This window comes from Litoribacterium kuwaitense, from assembly GCF_011058155.1.
Classification (GTDB): domain Bacteria; phylum Bacillota; class Bacilli; order Bacillales; family DSM-28697; genus Litoribacterium; species Litoribacterium kuwaitense.
Window position 1 is genome coordinate 35582 of sequence record NZ_JAALFC010000010.1, and the last position, 21335, is coordinate 56916.

Below are 21335 nucleotides of genomic sequence, written 5' to 3' on the forward strand. Positions count from 1 at the left end.
TTACGCGCCCCTTTCACCTGCAACGAGCACGAGTCGCTCAGGTGCAAGATATAGATCAACGTCATCGCCGGCTTGTAACGGCTCAACCATCTCCTGATTGACCGTAAAGCTGCCAAAAGCCGTATCGACTTCATACTGATAACTACGTCCAAGAAAGGTGCGTACACGAATTGTTCCGGCAATCCGATTTCGATGCGGCGATGATACGTCTGCACCACGCGCAACGAGGGTAATATCATCTGGACGAATGGCTGCGGTTAAGGCTTCTTCGTTCGCTGTCCCTTGATGATCTTCCGCAAAAAAGACTTGGTCTCCAAGCAGAAGCTCATGCCCCCCAGCCGTTTTAGAACGACTGTCAAACGTAAGAAAGTTGCTAAACCCGATAAAACGGGCGACAAATTCAGTCGTTGGATAACGAAAAATCGTTGCCGGGTCAGCCAATTGCTCAATCTCACCCTTGTTCATAATGGCGACTTTATCTGAAATCGAGAAGCATTCTTCCTGATCATGTGACACATAGACGGACGTAATGCCAAGCTCTTGCTGGATGCGCCGAATTTCAACCCGCATATTGACGCGCAAATTGGCATCTAAGTTACTTAAAGGCTCATCAAACAACAGCAAATCAGGCTGAATGACAAGGGCACGAGCAATCGCCACACGCTGACGCTGCCCCCCCGATAGCTCAGAAGGGAAACGGTTGCCAAAATCAGCGAGATTCACGACGTCAAGCATATCTCCAACACGCTTCTTCGCTTCTTGACCGCTCACCTTTCTCAATTTCAGCCCAAATGCCACATTGTCATAAACGGTCATATGCGGAAACAACGCATAGCTTTGAAAAACAAAGCCAAAGTTCCTTTTATTAACAGGTACCCTCGTGTAATCTTGACCGTCAAATAGAAATTGACCATGCTTCGCTTGTAGAAACCCCGCAATCAAACGTAATGTCGTCGTTTTCCCGCAGCCACTCGGCCCAAGTAGGGAGATCAGCTCTCCTTTTTTGACATCTAAATTAAACCGATCCAGGATCGTCGTTTTATCATTGTAAGCAACAGTGACATCGTTCAATGAGAGCAGTGCCAACGAAATCCCTCCATTATTGTTTAGTAAAATAAGCGAGCCCTAATAGTCGTTCGATGACAAACATCAGCACAGCTGTTAACCCCATGAGCAACACAGACACAGCTGCAATGGTCGGATCAAAATAGTTTTCAACATACGTCAGCATCTGGATAGGAAGCGTGCTGACACCGGGTCCGGTGAGAAAGACGGATACATCGACGTTATTAAATGACTCAAGAAACGCAATGACGACCCCTGCAATCACACCTGAACGAATGTTTGGCAAGACGATCTTAAAAAAGGTTTCAAATCGACTCGCCCCTAAGCTTACAGCGGCTTCTTCGATCGCAAAATCAAAATTTGCCAATGATGAAGCAATGACCCGAACGATGAAAGGTAGCATAAGGACGGTATGCCCGATGAACAGCGCCGCATAAACCGGCAGCTGGAAAGTAACGATAATGTATTTCAGCAAAGTAAACCCGAGGACAACCCCCGGAATTAAAACTGGCGAAATAAATAAAGCATTTAGCAGCGCCTTACCTTTAAAATCGTAACGGCTAAGCGCATATGCGGCAGGAATACCGAGCAGCAAAGCAAAAATATTCCCTGCAAATGACACAATCATTGACGTCACAAACGTGGATACAAACATATCGACTTCAAAAATGTTTTGGTACCAGCGGAGTGAAAAACCGTCTGGCGGAAATTTCAAGACTTCATCGGGCCCAAAAGAAGTGATCGAGATAATGACGAGTGGCCCCAGCAAGAAACAAAAGACGAGAAATGTGTACACTCCAAGCCACGGATTTCTTTTTTTCATGAGGCATACCCCTTTGGATTTAATTTAGAGGCGAGTGCATTCATTAAACCAATGACAATAAACGTAATGACGATCATAATCGTCGCAACGATCGAAGCTAAGTACCAGTCATTTAACGTCATCGCATTTTGATATAAGAACGTGGCGATGACTTGCTGCTTCCCGCCCAATAAGGCAGGCGTCGTATAGGCGGTCAGGCTGCCGACAAATACGAGAATACTCCCGATAATAATCCCCGGCACACAGAGGGGAACGATAATTTTCCAAAACGACTTTATTTTTGAAGCCCCGAGACTCTCCGCAGCTTCTAATAGGTCATCTGGGATATTTTCCATAACACCAACGAGAGAGATAATAATTAATGGAAGGAACAAATGAATTAAACCGATCATCATCGCAGCAGGCGTATATAAAATTTCCAATGGCTCTTCAAGAAGTCCTAAACTAATCAATCCATCATTGAACAGTCCGTTCCGCCCAAGAATAATCATCCATGAAAACGACCGAACGACAGCACTCGTCAACAATGGAAAAATAGCAAGCGCAAGTAACACCGCTTTTTTTCGAACACCAAGCTTAGAAATATAGTAAGCGACCGGAAAGCCAATGACATTACAGACAATTGTCGTCACAAGACTCACCTGTAAGGTCGTCCAAAGGATGTCTAAAAAGTACGGATCACTGAAAAAGTATATATAACCTTCAAGGGTAAAGGTGCGGTCTTGGATAAAGGTCGTTCCGATGGTTAAGGCAATAGGGACAATCATAAAGACTGTTAGAAAAAAGAAGCCTGGCAGGAGTAACCCGTACATATATCTTTTTTTCAAGATTTGCTCTCCTCCTTATTTGCAAGCTGAGCTAGCATTGCGCTCATAAAACGTTCTGCATCGACAGCTGTAGCAACGTCAACGTTTGGCGCTTTTTTCCACCGTTCTTGGATGTCGCATACGGTTTGGCCGTCGCACAGCTCACTGTTCGTTTCTACGTCCACATAATATGGCGTTGTCTTAAGGACATCTGGCCATAACACTGCTCCGGCGGCAAGTGGATCGTGCATCGCACACGCTTGAATACCGTTCCGTTCTTCATATCGTTTCATATAATGCGCAGTCATGCTTTTTAACAGCTGACTCGTTTTATTTTCGGGCAATGTATCAAGCTGGGCAGGGGTCAACAACGTTTGCCGCGTCACATCAAGACCGACCATCGTCAATGAACGAAAACCTGCATGCACTACATTTTTTGCCGCTTCAGGGTCGACATAGATGTTAAATTCAGCCAGAGGGGTAATATTGCCGTACGTTTGAGCAGCTCCACCCATAAAAACAACTTGATGAACTTTGCTAGGCAGATCGGGGTCAATGGCTAAAGCGAGCGCCAAATTTGTGAGCGGACCAGTCATTAACAGTGTGACTTCATGAGGGTGTTTCGTTACTGTTTCACACATCCACTGAGCCGCCGAAATGCTTTGATGCACGTGCTCGTTCCCGCCGTCTGGAAGGTCAACACCACCGAGCCCATTCCCCCCATGCACATGATGTTCATGGATGGCTTGTCTACAAAGTGGCTTGCTCGCTCCGATGTAGATAGGGATTGAGGCATCTAAATATGTACAAAGGCGACGCGTATTTTGGACTACCTGCTCCAATGGTACATTCCCGCTAACTGTTGTCAATCCGAGCATTTCTACAGATGGATGGCCCAGCATCAGGGAAATCGCAATGGCATCATCAATGCCCGTATCAACATCCATAATGACCTTCATGAGAAGACCCCTTTCTAAAAATGGCAAACGACTTTTGCTCGTCCGCAAAAGCCGTTCTCATTGCTCATTTATCTTGCAACTTCCCGATTCCAGCGTTCGATCCATGTTTTTAAGTTCTCGTTGACATTTTCCATATCAAGGCTGCGGAGACTTTCGACAACTTCTTTTCCATAGGTCAAACCTTGAGCTTCTTCTTCAGTGAGCTCAACCTCTGTGTTCACAGGGGAATCAATCCCATTTTTCGCCGAAGCGGTTTGCACCTCGTTACTTAACATCCAATTGATAAATTCATGCGCCAATTCTTGCTGCTCACTCGTTTTTACAACATTGACAGTGTTCATGACTGCGTAAGAGCCTTCTTCTGGATTGACGAACTCTACTGAAGGAACGGCTTCTTGCAGATCAGACATATACATTTCCATGACAGGCCCGACAGCCACTTCCCCTTGACCAAACATATTGACAAGCTCGGACGTTTTTCCATAATATTTTACAACATTTTCATTTAGCTCTTGAGATTTCTCAATCGCTGTATCTTCATTAAAAGTTTCTGATCCTCCAACGAGAGAAGCGACATCGAGCATCATTGGTCCAGTGGTTGTCGTAATGCCGGGAACCGTAAGATTTCCTTGAAGCTCAGCCTCCCATAAATCACTCCAAGACGTAATCTCCATATCAATGGCTTCTGGGTTATAAGCAATTCCAAAGCGTGCAATGGTATACGCTGGTCCATACGCTTCGCCAAGAGGTGCTTTTGCTACATCATAGATCTTGTCTACATTTGTAAGCTTTTCTTGATCGACTTCGGCAAACAAACCTTCTGAAATTCCTTGGTTTGCGTAATAATCAGACAAGAAAATGACATCTACAGCAGACGTTCCTTGACGGACTTTATTTAAACGGTCAGCATTATTGCCAATATCAACAACGATATCAACGTCGTGCTTTTCCTCAAAAGGCTTGTACACTTCTTCTTCAAAAAACTCGCTTGCAAAACCCCATGTCGAAACGACAAGCTCTTGTTTCTCAGCGCCTGCATCTTCAGATGGCGAATTACACCCAGCCAATACAGCCATCATGAATGCAGCAATGACCAGCCACAGATTTTTCATTTCGGTTGCCCTCCTTGTTGTAAATACGAATGATAATTCCAGATATGTATTATAACATTCGCATTTAATAAGTAAATAGCTTTTTGTAAATCTTTATTATTTTAAAAGCTATCACATACACGTACATTGACATTTTCCAGCTACGTAAAGAAATGTTATTTATAGTATCCCAAAAAAAAGACTTGAGATTCTTAGCTTCAAAGCGAAGACACAGTCTATTCTTGGTTCTTTCTCCACTTTTTAGCGTCCGTAGTCCTTTATTTTTCAGCTAGCCTAGATTGAAAACGTATGAGAGCCCGAGCACGCAGGCGAGCAATGCCCCGAATATAACCTTAGTGCATGAGCGGGCGACATATGCAAGCGTTTGTCAACAGGCTGAGCCTTGAGATTCTCCAGTTTTATCTTGTATGTCGAGCGAGACATAGACTTGATTTTCTTTTCCTTTAGCAACTCCCTTTACGTTTAAACATCAACCTTTTTCAATCTAGCTCATTCCTATTTTTCATTTTTGGTTAATTCGATTAAATATAAGAACGCTTGCAATCGATCTTTTTCCAAAAAAAGTGCAGACACATTCACATGTCTGCACTTGTTAGAAAGCTTATTCAATTGACTCCGTTGTTTAACCCTTTGCTTGAAACGACTTATCCTCTAGGCGTAAGCGAAGAGAGACGTCAGTTCACGAGGAACGAGCGAGGGTGAAGAATGACAAACGCAAACACTTATCAACAGTTGCAGTGTAGACACCTTGTTTACACTAGAAAACATATTGATCTTTATTTTACACCTGTATAGACAAATGCTTTAATGATATGCCGTTGGGCAAAGAAGAAGATGACGAGGATTGGTGCAACGAGCATGACATTTCCCGCCATTAAGACATTCCACGCAACGCCGCCTTCAACTTCACGTAGCTTCGCAATGCCTAGAGGGAGTGTACGAGCATTTTCTGTCGTCGTCATGACGAGCGGCCAAAAATAATCGTTCCAATGCGTAATAAAGCTAAATAACGCAAAGGTAATTAATACAGGTTTTGCCATTGGGAGCATAATTCGCCAAATGATCTTCCATTCACTCGCCTGATCCAACCGAGCCGCTTCCAAAAGCTCTTCAGGGACTTGTTTAAACGACTGACGGAGTAAAAAGATTCCAAAAGCGCTCGAACCGAATGGAAGAATCAACGCCCAGACGGTGTCTAATATGCCAAAAGCGCTCATCTGTAAATAAACAGGTAAAAAGATCAGCTGCGTCGGAATCATGAGCGTCACCATCGTTAAACCGAAAAAGAAAGCATTTCCTCTAAATTTGTAGCGAGCAAATGCATATGCTGCTGGGACAATCGTTAAAAATTGCAAGATTAAAATGCCAACAGCGACAATCGTACTGTTGATGATGTACTGTAAAAACGGACCCGAATTCCACGCTTGACCAAAATTTTCCCACATCCACGTCTCGGGAAGAATGGTTGGCGGAAAGGTAATCGTTTCGCCAAGCGATTTAACGGAGGTCGAGAGCATCCAGAAAAAGGGCAAGGCAAAGATCGCAACGACGATCATTAAGGCCACCACATTGGCTGATTTCCCAAACCAGCGGAGTGCTTTCATCCATTCTTCCTCCTTATCGATAATGGACTTTTCGTTCCATCAGTTTAAAGTAAGCAATCGTTAAAATGGCTAACATCACGAGAAGTATGACTCCTGCCGCAGATGCATACCCAATCTTGAAGAAGCGGAACCCATACTCGTAAATGTAGTAAACGAGTGTGTTTGTCGAATTGATCGGACCCCCTTGTGTCATAATGGAAATCGACTCAAACACTTGGAACGAGCCGATCATATTAATCACCGTTAAAAAGAACAAGGTTGGAGATAGCATCGGCAGCGTAATCTTAAAGAATGTTCGGACAGGACCCGACTCATCAAGCGCCGCTGCCTCATACATATCTGGCGGAATACTTTGCAGACCGGCAATGAATACGAGTGCATTAAAGCCTAGACCTTTCCAAACAGCAACTAAAATGAGTGACCATAGAGCCATATCCGGACTTGTCAGCCAGTCTACCTTAGGCAATCCAAAGAGACCTAGAACCCAATTGAGAAGCCCGTGATCCGTATCCATCAGCCACATCCAGAGCAAAGCGACCGAGACAAGAGAGATAATGTGCGGACTAAATACCGCGCCTTGCACAAACCCGTAGATACGCGCTTTTTGGTTCAACCATAAAGCAAGGAGCAACGATAAGGAAATCGTCAACGCAACGACGGCAGCCATATAGATCAAGGAATTTCGAAACACCTGACGGAATTCTTCATCACCAGCTAAAGTAGTAAAATTACTTACGCCAACAAAATCCTTGTCTGGGCTGACAAAGTTCCAGTCAAAAAAGCTTAAATACATCATGTAAAAGATCGGATAAATAAAGAATAGGAGAAAAATACATACAGCCGGAGCAATCATGACATAAGGTCTTAGCCGTTGCCACATAACATTACGCCCTTTCCGCCAGCAAAGGTTCTGCTTCAGACGTATCCATACTCTGAACCGGCTTATTCATAACACGACCCCCTTCGCGGTCAAAGAAATACAAACGCTCTTCTGGGACATAGACTTGCACATGCGATTCCATATGCATGGGCGCTAAAAATGCTTTCACAAAGAAGACCGACTGACCACATTTCAACTGATAGATGGTTTCACTTCCGAGTGGCTCAACAGTGATCACTTCACAGTTTAAAGTGATCGTGTTCGTCGCATGCTCATCCTGTTCAAGTGATGCATGCTCTGGACGAAAGCCAACAAAAGATGTTTTTTTAGGAACATCAGACATCCCAAACACCATTTCCTCTAATGGAAAAATGTTCATTGCTGGTGTACCGATAAACTGTGCTGTAAACATGTTTCGCGGCTGATGATACACTTTCATCGGCGTATCCGCTTGTTGAATTTCACCTTGATCTAAAATGACGATCTCGTCGCCCATTGACATTGCTTCGACTTGGTCATGAGTGACATACACAAACGTCGTGCCGAGACGTTTGTGTAATTGAATGAGCTCCGTGCGCATCTGTGAACGAAGTTTTGCGTCCAAGTTTGATAAAGGTTCATCTAAAATAAACACAGACGGCTTTTTCACCATTGCCCGTGCGAGCGCGACACGTTGACGCTGTCCGCCCGATAAATATTGTGGCTTTTTGTCGAGATAAGGTGTCAAACCGACAATATCACATATATCTGCAATTAAACGCTCACGCTCTTGCTTGGGCACTTTTTTATTCTTTAAGCCAAATTCGATGTTCCCGCGAACCGTCATCGTCGGATACAATGCGTAATTTTGAAACACCATGGCAATATCCCTTTTTCCAGGCACCTTATCGTTAACACACGTTCCTCCAATAAAGATATTTCCTGATGTTTGCTTTTCTAAGCCAGCAATCATTCTGAGCGTTGTTGATTTTCCACATCCAGATGGGCCGACCAGAACGGTAAAAGAACCGTCCTTGATCGTGACATTAATATTGTTGACGACATTTGCATCTCCAAAGGTCTTCGTGACGTTTTCTAAAATAATCTCAGCCATAGAGCAGCCTCCTTATTGCTGATCGTTGTCTTACTTCAGTAAGCTCGCCGCTGATTCTGCAGCAGCGTTTAATGCTTCTTCCGGAGAAAGATCTTCCAGTACGGTCCGCATCATTTGATCCGCCAGCTCTTTTGAGATTTCTGGATAAGCCTCGTGCATTGGGCGAGGGCGTGCAAATTCTAACTGGTCAACAGCCACACGGTATTGGGGAATTTCTTCATAGAAAGACTTCATTTCTTCAGAGTCAACTGCAGACGTACGACTTGGCAAATATCCCGTGTACTGGCTGGCGTAAATCGTTTGCTCCTCCGCCGTCATCCACTTAATGAATTCCCACGCTGCCTTTTGTTTTTCTTCATCTAAACCTGCTGTCATGACAAGGTTTGCTCCACCAGTAGGCACACCGTAATCGTCGTTCGCTGGCATAAAGGTCGTGTTCAACTCAAAGCCTTGCTCATCTGCAATATCGATCAGCTTGGAAAGGTCAGCTGTAGATGAGAAATACATACCCGAGCGGCCATTCGCAAAATCTTGCAGTGCCTGATCTCCAGATTCATCACCTGTCGGAATTTTCATGTATCCTGCATCGTTCATTTGATTCCAAAATGCTAATGCTTCAACGCCCGGCTCTTCATGGAACGTCACTTCAGTTGCGTCTTCATTCATCATTTGTCCGCCGGATTGGGCAATAAATGCTTCATAGAACCAAATGCTAATCGGCATCGTAATCCCGACACGCTCGTCTTTGACAGTCAGTGCTTTCGCATACGCTTCAAATTCTTCCCACGTTTTCGGACCTGTTGGATCAAGACCATTCTCTTCAAGCAATGTGGCATTTAAATATAAAATTGGCGTACTGCGTAAGTATGGTAAGGCGTAGAGGTCGCCATTCACGTAAGAGTTTCCCATCAACCCTTCAATAAAATCATCCATATTGATGTCTTCGTCGTTTTCTGCAAATGGCGTTAACTTTTCCGTCATGCCGTTTTTAGCAAAGACACCGACAGAAGCGATTTCGTTTTGGGTTACTTCAGGTGCATTTCCCGCTGCAAATGCTGCTTGTGTTTTCGCATGCAAGTCAGCATAAGAGCCTTGGTATTCGGCGTTGACGTGAATGCGGTCTTGAGATTCATTAAATTGTTTTACGAGATTCTGGTTGTTTTCTTGAATTTTGTCTCCCCACGCGTACCAGTAGGTGATTTCGACTTTTTCGTCTGAAGCTTCACCTGAACCTTCATTAGTGCTTCCCTCTGATGAGGATGATTGAGATTCACTCCCTGCAGATGATCCACATGCGGCTAGAACAAGCACTAATGTCACCATAAGAAAAAGCAAAATGCCTTGTTGTTTTTTCATTCAAATGTCCTCCAATCCGTTTTCAAAAAACTGATATAACATAGCATAAGAGGTTAATGTAAACTGGAGGTTAACATAAAATGAAGAATATGTATAAATGGTAAATTATTTATAATATACCTTAATATCTATATAAATGAAGAGCGGCCTTTTGCCGCCCTTGCCAACTAATCGTCTACTTCAATAACTTACTAGCCTTATCAGCAGCCGTGTTGAGCGCATCTTCTGGAGACACATCTTCAATGATCGTGCGCAAAATTTCATCCCGAAGAACCTTTGTAATTTCAGGATACGCTTCTGCCATCGGACGTGGGCGTGCATATTCTAGCTGGTCAACGGCGACACGGTACTGTGGCGTTTTTTCATATAATGCCTTCATTTTTTCTGACTCGACTGCCGATGTACGGCTCGGTAAATAGCCTGTGTATTCACTCGCATAAGCCGTTTGCTCTGTTGAAGTCATCCATTTAATAAATTCCCAAGCCGCCTCTTGCTTTTCTGCATCTAAGCCTGCTGTCATGACAAGGTTGGCTCCCCCTGTCGGCACACCATAATCATCATTGGCTGGCATAAATGTCGTATTTACTTCAAAGCCTTTTTCATCCGCAATCGAAAGGACATTTGACAAGCCAGCCGTCGATGTTAAATACATGCCAGAGCGACCGTTTACAAAGTCTTGCATCGCTTGATCCCCTGCTTCATCACCTGTTGGAACCTTCATATAACCAGCTTGCTCAAGTTCTTTCCAAAAGGTAACTGCCTCTACGCCTGGTTCTTCTTGGAACGTCACTTCCGTTCCTTCATCATTCATCGTCTGTCCACCTGATTGCGCGACAAACGCTTCGAAGAACCAAATGTCAATTGGCATCGTGATTCCGACGCGTTCTTCCTCGACAGTTAATGCTTGCGCATATTCTTCAAATTCTGCCCACGTTTTCGGTCCGGCTGGATCGAGACCATTTTCTTCGAGCATTGACGCATTTAAATAAAGGATTGGTGTGCTTCGTAAATATGGCAGGGCGTATAGATCGCCATTGACGTAAGAGTTCCCCATCAGCCCTTCAATAAAGTCGTCCATATCGATGTCATCTTGTTCAACAAAAGGTGTTAAGCTTTCCGTCATCCCATTATTAGCAAATACACCGACAGAAGCGATCTCGTTTTGCGTCACTTCAGGCGCATTGCCAGCAGCAAAGGCGGCTTGTGTTTTGGCGTGCAAATCATCATACGTACCTTGATATTCTGCCGTAACGTGAATACGATCTTGAGATTCGTTGAACATTTTTACAAGGTTTTCATTGTTTTCTTGAATCTTGTCGCCCCACGCGTACCAGTATGTAATGTTGATCTTGTCTGTGCTGCCTTCTTCATTAACGTTCTCATCGGCCGAGCCTGATTCACTTCCCGATGCCTGCTGCGCTGATCCACATGCGCTTAACACCATTAAAACTGTCATCATAAGGAAAGTAAGTGCTGTGAGCTTTTGTCTCATGTGATTTCCCCCTTGTTGAATAAGATGGATTAAAAACCAACTAATTCCACAATACACACTGATTGTTAATGTTTGGTAAACCACACGTATACGTTTGATACAGATTTTGTAAATCTCTTAAACACAAGAATCTTCACTTCAAAATGTCTTTAAAAAAGCCTGTGCACAAAGGCACAAGCTAAAGTTTACGTAAGAGGCAAAGGGAAAATTGTCAAATAATCAAAAATGATCAGGGAGGTGTGTCGATTGACCATTGAACGGAAAGGAAAGCGAGGGTGACTGGCGAGCAATCTGGCGAAGATATCTTGCTTTCGTCACCTGACGATGACACAGCCTGTTGACAATAGCTTTGACCCGTTGTTGCTTAGCTTGCCCGCCCTGAAGTTCCATTCGAGTCTTCGCTCGCCTCTTAAGCTGACAATGATTGAGGTGACGAAACGGACAAAAAGTGAAAAAATGAGCCACGTTGTCTGCCCTCTGTTACGTTCGTCACCTGCAGATGACAATCATTTGGGAGATCTCATTTTTCACGACCAATGTTGGTTTCCTAATGAAAGCCAACAACACATTTAGCTTAAGTGCTGCCAAGATTCCCACATTTCTTTTGGGTTCATTTCATACACGCCCGCTGCGCGATACATAAATCCGTGCATGATAAATTCACGACGAACGGTGGCTACGTCTTCATAATATTGACGAATAAATCCATTCAGCTCTACTTCTGTATATTTCTTGTCTTTCTCTAGCTTTGCAACAAGCGCCTCCAAGACGATCAGCTTTTTCTTTAACTGTGCCGGTAGGCGTGTTAAAGCGCCATCCTGAAAAAAAGCATCGAGGACGCGTTGTCGGAAAAGATTCTCTGAATCTGTCATTTTTTCTTCGACTCCTTTTTCCAGCATTGTTAGTAACGCCTTAGATGATCGTTCAAGCACAGTAGCATTTACGTAGTAAAAAGCCGTATTCTTCTCTCTTCTTTCATAGATTAAGCTAGCTTGTTTTAACTTTCCGATGTGATGCGTAATCGTCGCAGGCGTCACCGCTAACGTTTGCGCCAACGCTTGACCACTCATCGGCTGGCGTGAAGACAACAGCATAAGAATTCGTATGCGATTATGGTCAGCAAGCGCTTTATGAAAAGACACCAATTTTTCAAGCTGCATAGACAACCCTCCAACTAATTTAACGATCATCTAATTAGATAGTTATTAAATTAAATGACAATCTATAAATTGTCAACCCTCTTAAAAAAGAGCATCGGTTTGAAGCTACGCTGTATATGGTGCAGTAGCAACATCGCCCAACGTGCATACGCTATATAGATATTTTAATGAAGGGAGCGAGTTTCATGTATCAACATCCTTACACCTATGCGTATCCGTACTCCTTGACTTCACCTACCTATCAAGTGAGGGATTTGTCTTCCGAAGCAGATGCCATCCTTGAAGGAATAAAAGAAAAAGCACAAATCATTGATTTACACGAGCGGCTGGCTGAATGTGCACCAACAGAGCAACTAAAAAAAGATATGCTGACTGCAGCAGAAGTTGAAAAAGAGCAGCTTACACAGTTAAAGCACTTCTACACGTCCCAAACGAGAACACAGCCTTCCTATGAGGTTGAACCAATCAATTTTTCAGACTATCGGGAGGGATTGGAAAAAGGATATGAAGCCGCCATAAATGGGTACAACACTTTTTTTGATCGATCGCTTACGCATCAGCATTCACCGATTCGTAATGTCCTTGCGAGAGCCTGTCATGACGAAATGGCACACGCTCAGCGATTTTTCTATTTATCATCTCAAGAAAAGAACAACATGCAACGCAAAGATTACGGAGGTAAGCCTTACGTTGTAGATATTGAAGAGGCGACAAAACAAAACAAAACGTTTCGGACCGCGTTATGGACAGGTGACCATTTACAAGTAACGTTAATGAGTATTCCTGTCGGAGAAGACATTGGCCTTGAAATCCATCCAAATGTAGATCAATTTTTGCGGATTGGACAAGGGCAAGGGCTTGTGCAGATGGGGGATCTCAAAGAGCAGCTCACGTTCGAGAGAAAGGTTTATGATGATTATGCCATTATGATTCCGGCGGGAAAGTGGCATAACTTGACCAATACGGGGAGAAAGCCCTTAAAACTGTACTCGATCTATGCTCCGCCTGAACATCCTTTTGGAACAGTCCACCGAACAAAAGCTGATGCCATTGCCGCGGAAGCGAATGAATAAGACGGCAACGACGAAATAAAGACAGGATGCATATCGATTTATTTGTATCCTTTTTTAATGCCTGCCTAAAGAACTCCCTCCGCATCATTTTGGAGGGAGCTAAATGAGACAAAGGTCACTCACTCGCCGTTCTATTTGAATATTCAGGTGATCATTTACGCCTAAAGCCGCTTACGTTTCTGTCGTAGACACGTCGGATAAAAATGCGCGTACTGTTTTTAAGTAGGATTCTTTTTCTTCAACTTGAGGGGAATGTCCGCTATTTTCAAAGATGACAAGCTTTCCATTTGGAACATGCTTCGCAATATCTTCAGAGCAAACAACGGGCGTAATCCAATCATGCCGTCCAACTGTAATTAACATCGGCTGACGAATCTCGGACAGCTGATCAATGACATTATAGCTTTTTTTATTGACATGAAACGCATAATTGTGGGTTTCATAATGATAATAAATGTCATTGACTTTAGCTTCGGCCTGCTCTTCATCAAAATCAACTGTATATAATGGAAGAATCGCGCGATACATCTCCTTGAATTCCTCATTTGACTTAACTTGACCACCAAACAACCGATCTAACATTTCTTGCGTAATCCCAGGAAGTTGACTATCCATCGCCTTTTGCATGCTTAAATCATTGTAATCATTGCTAGGCGCTGTATCTCGCAACATGACAGACCGTACACGCTGTGGATAACGGGTCACATATTCCAATGTTAAAAAGCCACCGTAAGAACCACCAAGCATATGAACTGTTTCATAACCTAAGAACGCACGTAAGGCATCGATATCCGCAGTCCATTGTTCATGTGTATATGGAGGAACATCAGCCGATCTGCCTGAGCCGCGCATATCCAGAAAAATGAGGCGATACTCGTCACCTAACGCAGAAAAGCTATGAACGTCTCCCCGACAGTCGCTCATTCCTGGGCCACCATGAATAAAAAAGATCGGTTCTCCTTCTTCTTTCCCATGTAATTCATAATATATGCTGCATCCATTCAATGTTGTAAACATCTTGTATATCCTCCATTCTCTTTAAACACCTGGTAAAGCTTCTTGATGACCGCCTTTTCTATTTCTGAATGTGCCGCGGATCAAGCGCATCCCTCATGCCATCCCCTAAGAAGTTGTAAGCGAGCACGACAAGTGTGATCGCAATACCCGGCAATACGCCAAGAATAGGAGCTGTCCAAATATACGCTTGTGCATCCTGTAGCATATTCCCCCACGTCGCGGTTGGCGGCTGGATTCCAAGACCTAAGTAGCTGATCGCACTCTCTGTCAAAATCGCCCAAGCGATACCGAGTGTACTTGCGACGATGATCGAGGGGATCACTTGTGGAACAACGTGCTTCGTCAACGTCCATAACGGCTTTGCCCCTAAAGCAACGGATGCCTCAACAAATTCCTGCTGCTTCCACTTCAATGTTTCGCCATAGACGACGCGAGCAATTTCCATCCATGAGGAAAGCGCAATGACAAGCACAACCATGAAAGGTGTTTTCCCTAGAACTGTCAAAGCAACGAGGGCAAAGAAAAAGTTTGGGATCGACATCATCGCTTCAGTAAAGCGCATCAGAATGGCTTCAATCCATTTTCCAAAGAACCCGGCAACCGCGCCAATGACACCACCAAGAATGACTGTAAAGACCATCGCTCCAACACCGACAAGAAGGGTAATTCTTCCCCCGTGCAGCATCCGGCTAAAAACATCCCGCCCAAGATCGTCCGTACCCATCGGATGAGTTGCTGACCAAGCAGCCAACGTGTTCGTCGGGTCTGTCGCTTCAGGGTCTATCGTCCAGACAAGCGGTCCTAAAAATACGACAAGGTGGATCATGACGAGAAACCATAAGGAAACGAGGGCAGCTTTATTTTTTTTCAGACGAGCCCAGGCACGCCGATCTTTCGTTTTTTTAGAAGCTGAAGCGACCAAGACTTCACCATTTGCCGCTTTTGCCATACGACGCCCTCCTTTCTTAATAGTTTTTCACCCGTGGATCAATTTTTGAATAAATGATATCAACGAGGAAGTTCGTTAACACGACGACGAGCGTGACGACAATCGTTACACCCATAACGAGTGTGTAATCCCTCGCATTCGCCGCCTCAACAATTAAACGCCCCATTCCCGGCCAACCAAAAACAGATTCGACAATGACTGCCCCGCCAAGTAATCGAGGAATAAGGACACCGATGATGGACACAACTGGAATTAAAGCGTTCCGCATCGCATGCCAATAAATGACAACCATTTCCTTAACACCCTTCGCACGAGCCGTTCGTACGTAGTTTTGCGAAATCACTTCCAGCATAGAAGAACGCATAAAACGAACGATTGTCGGGAGTGTCGATGTTGATAAAATAAGGACAGGCATCAACAGAAAGGTCACCTGTTCCCAAATCCCGCTCCCTTCTGGAGCAACACCTGATGAAGGAAGCCACTGTAAGGTCACTGAAAAAAGAAGCAAGAGCATGATCGCTAGCCAAAACGAAGGAACAGACAAACCAATAACCGCCAGAAAGTTAATCGCATAGTCACTGATTCGATTTCTGCGCATAGCGGCAATAATACCTAAGACGAGCCCAACGAAGACGGAAACGATCAATGTTAAAATTGTCAGCTGCAAAGTATGGGGAAAGCGTTCAGCAATTCGTTCGATGACAGGCTGTCCTGTTGATAAAGAAGTGCCTAAATCCCCTTGAACGGCACTCGCAAGCCACTCTCCATAACGGACAATGACTGGTTCATCTAGCCCTAGCTGCTCAGCAATCGCCGCCCGTTCTTCAGCGGTTGCATCCATTCTCATCATTGAAGAAGGACCGCCGGGCGCAAGGTTAATCAAGAAAAAAGTAATGATAGACACGATAAAGACAAGGATAATACTTTGCCAGAGACGCTGAGCGATAAATGACGCCATCTAAGCTTTCCTCCTTCCAAAACTTCATTCAGTTGAGGAGGAAGAGGCCGTATTGGCCTCTCCTCACTCATCTTATTGGTCGAGTGTCCATTCATTGACATAATGCAAGGATGCGCCATAGTTCAAATCAGGAACATTGTTCAGCTTCGCATTCATAACAATTGTTTCCTGTGGATACCATAAATATTGGTAAGGAAGCTCTTCAGACATGTAAGCCTGAAGCTCTTTGTAAACTTCCGCACGCTCATCTGGATCTGTCGTTTGTCGGCCTAGCTCAAGAAGGCGATCCATTTCCTCATCCTTATAGTTCGGAATGTTATTTCCCGTGTCGGCATTACTTGAATGATACTGGGCATATACATCAGGATCGTCAGGATATGTCCACCAGTTCATCATCATGTCATAGTTCCGTTCAACGACATCCTTTTGAATCATCGAATTCCAATCCATCGTGACAAGCTCAACATCCATACCAACTGCTTTTAAATCCTGCTGAATCAACTGGGCAATGGTCACCAAGTCTCCCTGGATAGCAACATCAAATTCAAAGCTTAACGTCTCGCCATCCTTCTCCATAACACCCTCACTATTCATCGTGTAGCCAATCTCTTCAAGCAGTGCTTTTGCTTGCTCTGGATCATAGTCATACTGCGTAACGTCGTTCGTATAATATTTTTCAAGGTTAGGTGAAATCGCCGCATCCGCTACTGTCGCATACCCTTTAAGGATATTGTCGATAATCGCTGGACGATTGATCGCGTGCATAATCGCCTGACGGAATTTGGCGTCTTGAAAACGCTCATCGTTTTGATTCACACCAAGCCAGTAATATCTTGTTACATCGCGTGGCTCAATCTTAAGTGTGTTAACACTTTCAAGACGTTCGAGAGAAGACGTATCTTCTAAAGAGAAAATGTCAAGCTCACCAGTCATTGCCTGGGCAATATGTGTATTCACATCGGCAAGAATTTTATAAGTGACTTTATCCAAGTTTGGACGACCAAGGAAGAATTCTTCGTTGGCTTCAAGCTCAACGCTTTGTCCTGGTGTATTATTCACTACTTTAAATGGACCAGTTCCAATAGGTGTTTCTTTGTTAAATTCAGTGTTATTCCAAACATCTGTGCCTTCAAGGATATGCTGAGGAACGATTTCTGCGTTAAAACCTAAGTATGCCGGCAACGCAGACCAAGGACGATTCATATGAAACTCAACGGTGTAATCATCGACCTTTTTCACTTCTTTTACTGCCTGAAAATTGGCCGCACTATTGGCACCTTTACTTTCATCAAGGACAAGACCATTGAACGTAAATGCGACATCATCTGCTGTAAAATCTTCACCATCATGCCACTTAACATCATCACGTAGCTTGAACGTCCAGACGAGTCCATCCTCAGAAGCACTCCACTCCGTTGCTAGGCTTGGAGATGGAACCGTATCTTTTCCTGGCTTCGTCAATCCAGAAAAAATGATCCTGTTGACGATATTTGATTCTACATACGCATTTGGGTGCCAAGGATTAAAAATTGGATCAGCGACGATCGGAATGGAAATCTCCCCACCCTGTGCAGGTGCCGCCTCTTCTCCTCCATTGTTAGACTCACTTTCCTCAGGAGTGGACTCAGGCGTACTGCTGCTTCCACCACCACAGGCAGCTAACGTAAACAACATGAGCGTAAACAACATGACTAACCAACTTGATTTGAACTTCATTGATCATTCCCCCTTCTAAAAATGTTTATTTATTTCACCCAGGTTTCTTTAAGAACCCGAAGGATGTTTTGCCCCATCACCTTGCGAATATCTTCACGGCTATAACCATGCTTTACTAACCAACGAACAACATTCGGATAAGCCTCAGACGGGTTTTCTAACCCTTTTACATAATCGACTTCATCAAATGCCTGACCTTTATGCGAGTCGCCGATAGACAACTGATTTGCAAAAACGTGATGCAAACCGACGTGATCGCCGTAAAGCGTATCTAAGCCGAAGGATACATGGTCAATTCCACACAACTCAACACAATGTTCAAAATGTTCCATGATCGACTCGATATTATGCTCTTTATGCTTCTCTGTCAGCGTCGTATGTGGCGCAGCTTCGATACCGATGACTCCACCTTTTTCAGCACATGCTTTTAGAATATGATCTGGCTTCATTCGATTCGTATCCCATAGAGCTCTTGCTCCGACGTGCGTAATAAAAATCGGTTTACTGCTCGCTTCAATCGTATCCATCGCTGTACGGTCATTACAGTGAGAAACGTCAATTGTCATACCGAGCTTGTTCATTCGTTCAACGACTTGATGACCAAACTTCGTCAGGCCAAACGTTGGGTCTTCCTTTAATCCCCCGCCAAGTGAGTTTCCTTCAGAATAAGCGATTCCCATCACTCGGACGCCTAGACCGTAAAGGACGTCGACACGATCGATTTCATTTTCAATTTGTGTTGCCGATTCTAAGGACGTGACAAAAGCAATTTTTCCGTCTGTTTTCGCACGCTCAATATCAGCGAGCGTTTCTGCCCGAATCACAAGGTCTTGATGAGCAAAATCACTATAGCGAATACCAAGGTCGTGAATCACATCGTTCCATTTCCAGCCTGCCTGAGACGTAATGAGTGCTGTACCGTCCATGTAGTTTTCAAAGACAACGTCTAATCCAGACACACTCAGCCCTTCATATCCAGTCCAATCACGTCCTTGGCGTCTGAATTCAAAAATCTGGCTGACATCCTCAGGACAAACAAACGTATGCTCATGCAGGGAAATGATGTACTCCTCTTCCATAATCGTCTGTACTTCTTTTTCTTGTTCTTCTGTCACTTCGTACGTGAAAGGTTCGACACGGTCAATTTCTTTTGCAAGCGGATAAGGCTTGTAGTCTTTTCCTGGCTCGAGGTACTGGAAGGATTTGTAACCATCATACGGTTTCTTTTTCATTAGTTTTGTCTCCTTTTTGTTGATGTATTGGATAATGGCAAGCGACCCACCGGTCATCAGCAACATTTTCTAACACCGGCGCCTCTTTTTTACAAAACTCGGTTGCCATTGGACAACGTGTATGGAAACGGCAGCCCGACGGAGGGTTTGCCGGAGATGGGATTTCCCCTTCTAACAAGACACGCTTTTTACGTTTATACGGGTTTGGATTTGGGTTTGTCTCAATCAACGCTTTCGTATACGGATGGGCTGGGTTGTCATATAAGTCATCCGTTGGCCCAACTTCGACAAGCTGACCAAGGTACATAACACCGACCCGATCAGAAATATGTCTAACGACGTTTAAGCCGTGAGCAATAAACAAATAAGTTAAGCCGAGATCGTCTTGAAGTTCTTTTAATAAGTTAATGACCTGCGCCTGCACCGACACGTCCAACGCCGATACCGCTTCATCAGCAACAATAAAATCTGGATTTAACGCAATTGCCCGGGCGATGCCTACCCTTTGCCTTTGTCCACCGGAAAATTCATGGGGATAAGCATGCTTACGGGCAGGGTCTAGTCCGACACGTTCCAGCAGCTCATCAATCCGATTTTCCAACGCCTGACCTGAAAGTGAGCGATGAATTTGAAACGGTTCTGCGATAATATCCCGAATGGTAAAACGCGGGTCCAATGATGCAAAAGGATCTTGGAAAATAATTTGCATTTCCTTTCGAATATTGCGAAGAGACTGTCCCTTAAATTCCTGAATGGCTACACCTTTAAAAGTGACCTTCCCACCTGTCGGTTCATGTAGCTTTAATAACACACGTCCAAGCGTCGATTTTCCTGATCCTGATTCGCCGACTAAACCAAACGTTTCTCCCTTTTTAATCGCCAGTGTAACATCGTCGACAGCCCGAACATGACCGACCGTCTTTTTAAATAAACCTTTTTTGATCGGAAAATACTTTTTTAACTGAGAAGCTTCCAGCAATATCGTCTCTTTGTCTTCAGGGCGTGTCACTTCGTTCATACTCCCCCCTCCTCAAACTGTACACCGCTGGCGGCTGCAATGTCCTCGTGATGGAAGCAGGCTACCTTTCGTTTCCCTACACTTTCAAGCTCCGGATCTTTTTCTCGACAAAGATCGGTCGCGTATGGACAGCGAGGGTGAAAGCGGCATCCTTCGGGCAGATTTGAAAGCGTCGGAATGTTCCCAGGGATCGATGGGAGTGTCGCCTTTCGCTTACCTTCCGCCGAAGGAACGGATTTGAAAAGGCCGAGCGTATACGGGTGGCGCGGATTCTCAAATAATTCGAACACATCACCCTCTTCAACGACTTTGCCGGCGTACATGACAACAATTCGGTCTGAAACTTCGGCAGCAACCCCGATGTCATGCGTAATTAAAATCATTGACATGCCTGTTTTTTCTTTCAATTCACTAAGCAAATGGAGAATTTGTGACTGAATGGTTACATCGAGCGCGGTTGTAGGCTCATCGGCAATGAGGAGCTGGGGATCCGATGCTAAGGCAATGGCAATCATGACGCGTTGCCTCATTCCGCCAGATAACTCATGCGGAAACTGCTTCATGCGAATCGCTGGTTCTGAAATACCGACAAGTCCTAACAACTCTTCAGCGCGTGCCCAAGCGTCTTTTTTATCAATAGACTTATCCTTAAGACGAATCGACTCGACGATTTGCCTCCCGATGGAAAAAACAGGATTTAATGCCGTCATCGGCTCCTGAAAGATCATCGCCATCTGATTTCCACGAATTTTTCGCATTTTCTCCTGGCTTTTTGCAGCGATTGATTCACCATTAAAAGTCATATCTCCAGATAGCAGAACACCATTTTCATACTCAATTAAACGCATGATCGCCATTGACGTAACACTCTTGCCGCTCCCTGATTCGCCCACAATACAAAGCGTTTCTCCTTTATTCACATGAAACGACACATCATCGATGGCCTTAACAACGCCTTGATCGGTTTGAAATCCAACCGACAGATGCTCAACCTGCAATAGCTTGTCCATGAACGGAACATA

General features: G+C 44.3%; 19 protein-coding genes. 1 reads left to right on the forward strand and 18 read right to left on the reverse strand.

The features are described from left to right. From G4V62_RS07850 to G4V62_RS07900, 11 genes are all read right to left on the reverse strand, one after another. Positions 1-1086 (reverse strand): ABC transporter ATP-binding protein, encoded by a 1086-nt coding sequence (locus G4V62_RS07850; protein ID WP_165200955.1) that lies wholly within the window; start codon positions 1084-1086, stop codon positions 1-3. A 13-nt stretch (positions 1087-1099) separates the two neighbouring features. Continuing rightward, positions 1100-1888 carry an ABC transporter permease gene (locus G4V62_RS07855; protein ID WP_165200957.1) on the reverse strand — a complete coding sequence of 263 codons (789 nt, stop codon included), beginning with the start codon at positions 1886-1888 and terminating at the stop codon, positions 1100-1102. Next, the gene (locus tag G4V62_RS07860) at positions 1885-2715 is read right to left on the reverse strand and encodes an ABC transporter permease (RefSeq protein WP_165200959.1); all 831 of its coding nucleotides are present in this window, start codon (positions 2713-2715) and stop codon (positions 1885-1887) included. The genes G4V62_RS07855 and G4V62_RS07860 overlap by 4 nt, the downstream gene beginning before the upstream one ends. Further along, on the reverse strand, positions 2712-3653 hold the full coding sequence (locus tag G4V62_RS07865; RefSeq protein WP_165200961.1) for a nucleoside hydrolase: 942 nt from the start codon (positions 3651-3653) through the stop codon (positions 2712-2714). The genes G4V62_RS07860 and G4V62_RS07865 overlap by 4 nt, the downstream gene beginning before the upstream one ends. Positions 3654-3721: 68 nt before the next feature. Beyond that, positions 3722-4765 carry an ABC transporter substrate-binding protein gene (locus tag G4V62_RS07870; protein ID WP_165200963.1) on the reverse strand — a complete coding sequence of 348 codons (1044 nt, stop codon included), beginning with the start codon at positions 4763-4765 and terminating at the stop codon, positions 3722-3724. Positions 4766-5541: 776 nt separating this feature from the next. Beyond that, the gene (locus G4V62_RS07875; RefSeq protein ID WP_165200965.1) at positions 5542-6369 is read right to left on the reverse strand and encodes a carbohydrate ABC transporter permease; all 828 of its coding nucleotides are present in this window, start codon (positions 6367-6369) and stop codon (positions 5542-5544) included. A gap of 13 nt (positions 6370-6382) precedes the next feature. Then, positions 6383-7249, reverse strand: coding sequence for a carbohydrate ABC transporter permease (locus G4V62_RS07880; RefSeq protein ID WP_165200967.1), 867 nt, complete (start codon positions 7247-7249; stop codon positions 6383-6385). Positions 7250-7253: 4 nt separating this feature from the next. Continuing rightward, on the reverse strand, positions 7254-8342 hold the full coding sequence (locus G4V62_RS07885) for an ABC transporter ATP-binding protein (protein ID WP_165200969.1): 1089 nt from the start codon (positions 8340-8342) through the stop codon (positions 7254-7256). Between the two features lie 30 nt (positions 8343-8372). Continuing rightward, complete coding sequence (locus tag G4V62_RS07890; protein WP_165200971.1) at positions 8373-9698, reverse strand: ABC transporter substrate-binding protein; 1326 nt, start codon at positions 9696-9698, stop codon at positions 8373-8375. A gap of 175 nt (positions 9699-9873) precedes the next feature. Further along, on the reverse strand, positions 9874-11190 hold the full coding sequence (locus tag G4V62_RS07895) for an ABC transporter substrate-binding protein (RefSeq protein ID WP_165200973.1): 1317 nt from the start codon (positions 11188-11190) through the stop codon (positions 9874-9876). Between the two features lie 569 nt (positions 11191-11759). Continuing rightward, positions 11760-12350, reverse strand: coding sequence for a DUF2087 domain-containing protein (locus tag G4V62_RS07900; RefSeq protein ID WP_165200975.1), 591 nt, complete (start codon positions 12348-12350; stop codon positions 11760-11762). Positions 12351-12535: 185 nt separating this feature from the next. Here G4V62_RS07900 and G4V62_RS07905 point away from each other — a divergent pair, with 185 nt between their 5' ends. Then, positions 12536-13423: a cupin domain-containing protein gene (locus G4V62_RS07905; RefSeq protein ID WP_165200977.1), complete on the forward strand. Its 888-nt coding sequence runs from the start codon at positions 12536-12538 to the stop codon at positions 13421-13423. 171 nt (positions 13424-13594) lie between these two features. On the opposite strand, the gene G4V62_RS07910 is transcribed toward G4V62_RS07905, so the two are convergent. The 7 genes from G4V62_RS07910 to G4V62_RS07940 all read right to left on the reverse strand — a co-directional run bounded on the left by G4V62_RS07910 (position 13595) and on the right by G4V62_RS07940 (position 21323). Beyond that, entirely contained in the window at positions 13595-14440 is an 846-nt protein-coding gene (locus G4V62_RS07910; RefSeq protein ID WP_165200979.1) for an alpha/beta fold hydrolase, read from the reverse strand. A gap of 58 nt (positions 14441-14498) precedes the next feature. Beyond that, positions 14499-15389, reverse strand: coding sequence for an ABC transporter permease (locus G4V62_RS07915; protein WP_165200981.1), 891 nt, complete (start codon positions 15387-15389; stop codon positions 14499-14501). A 16-nt stretch (positions 15390-15405) separates the two neighbouring features. Further along, on the reverse strand, positions 15406-16347 hold the full coding sequence (locus G4V62_RS07920; RefSeq protein WP_165200983.1) for an ABC transporter permease: 942 nt from the start codon (positions 16345-16347) through the stop codon (positions 15406-15408). A 72-nt stretch (positions 16348-16419) separates the two neighbouring features. Then, a complete protein-coding gene (locus G4V62_RS07925) occupies positions 16420-18063 on the reverse strand; it encodes an ABC transporter substrate-binding protein (RefSeq protein ID WP_165200985.1) in 1644 nt (547 codons plus the stop codon). A gap of 29 nt (positions 18064-18092) precedes the next feature. After that, positions 18093-19295 (reverse strand): dipeptidase, encoded by a 1203-nt coding sequence (locus tag G4V62_RS07930; protein ID WP_165200987.1) that lies wholly within the window; start codon positions 19293-19295, stop codon positions 18093-18095. After that, positions 19276-20313, reverse strand: a complete 1038-nt coding sequence (locus tag G4V62_RS07935) for an ABC transporter ATP-binding protein (RefSeq protein WP_165200989.1) — start codon at positions 20311-20313, stop codon at positions 19276-19278. Before G4V62_RS07935 ends, G4V62_RS07930 begins: the two co-directional genes overlap by 20 nt. Continuing rightward, on the reverse strand, positions 20310-21323 hold the full coding sequence (locus G4V62_RS07940; RefSeq protein ID WP_165200991.1) for an ABC transporter ATP-binding protein: 1014 nt from the start codon (positions 21321-21323) through the stop codon (positions 20310-20312). Before G4V62_RS07940 ends, G4V62_RS07935 begins: the two co-directional genes overlap by 4 nt. Between the last annotated feature and the right edge of the window lie 12 nt (positions 21324-21335).

Coding starts and splice junctions, on each gene's coding strand:
- G4V62_RS07855 (WP_165200957.1), bottom strand. CDS start 1,888: ATGAAAAAAAGAAATCCGTGGCTTGGAGTGTACACATTTCTCGTCTTT.
- G4V62_RS07865 (WP_165200961.1), bottom strand. CDS start 3,653: ATGAAGGTCATTATGGATGTTGATACGGGCATTGATGATGCCATTGCG.
- G4V62_RS07870 (WP_165200963.1), bottom strand. CDS start 4,765: ATGAAAAATCTGTGGCTGGTCATTGCTGCATTCATGATGGCTGTATTG.
- G4V62_RS07875 (WP_165200965.1), bottom strand. CDS start 6,369: ATGAAAGCACTCCGCTGGTTTGGGAAATCAGCCAATGTGGTGGCCTTA.
- G4V62_RS07880 (WP_165200967.1), bottom strand. CDS start 7,249: ATGTGGCAACGGCTAAGACCTTATGTCATGATTGCTCCGGCTGTATGT.
- G4V62_RS07885 (WP_165200969.1), bottom strand. CDS start 8,342: ATGGCTGAGATTATTTTAGAAAACGTCACGAAGACCTTTGGAGATGCA.
- G4V62_RS07890 (WP_165200971.1), bottom strand. CDS start 9,698: ATGAAAAAACAACAAGGCATTTTGCTTTTTCTTATGGTGACATTAGTG.
- G4V62_RS07895 (WP_165200973.1), bottom strand. CDS start 11,190: ATGAGACAAAAGCTCACAGCACTTACTTTCCTTATGATGACAGTTTTA.
- G4V62_RS07900 (WP_165200975.1), bottom strand. CDS start 12,350: ATGCAGCTTGAAAAATTGGTGTCTTTTCATAAAGCGCTTGCTGACCAT.
- G4V62_RS07905 (WP_165200977.1), top strand. CDS start 12,536: ATGTATCAACATCCTTACACCTATGCGTATCCGTACTCCTTGACTTCA.
- G4V62_RS07910 (WP_165200979.1), bottom strand. CDS start 14,440: ATGTTTACAACATTGAATGGATGCAGCATATATTATGAATTACATGGG.
- G4V62_RS07915 (WP_165200981.1), bottom strand. CDS start 15,389: ATGGCAAAAGCGGCAAATGGTGAAGTCTTGGTCGCTTCAGCTTCTAAA.
- G4V62_RS07920 (WP_165200983.1), bottom strand. CDS start 16,347: ATGGCGTCATTTATCGCTCAGCGTCTCTGGCAAAGTATTATCCTTGTC.
- G4V62_RS07925 (WP_165200985.1), bottom strand. CDS start 18,063: ATGAAGTTCAAATCAAGTTGGTTAGTCATGTTGTTTACGCTCATGTTG.
- G4V62_RS07930 (WP_165200987.1), bottom strand. CDS start 19,295: ATGAAAAAGAAACCGTATGATGGTTACAAATCCTTCCAGTACCTCGAG.
- G4V62_RS07935 (WP_165200989.1), bottom strand. CDS start 20,313: ATGAACGAAGTGACACGCCCTGAAGACAAAGAGACGATATTGCTGGAA.
- G4V62_RS07940 (WP_165200991.1), bottom strand. CDS start 21,323: ATGGACAAGCTATTGCAGGTTGAGCATCTGTCGGTTGGATTTCAAACC.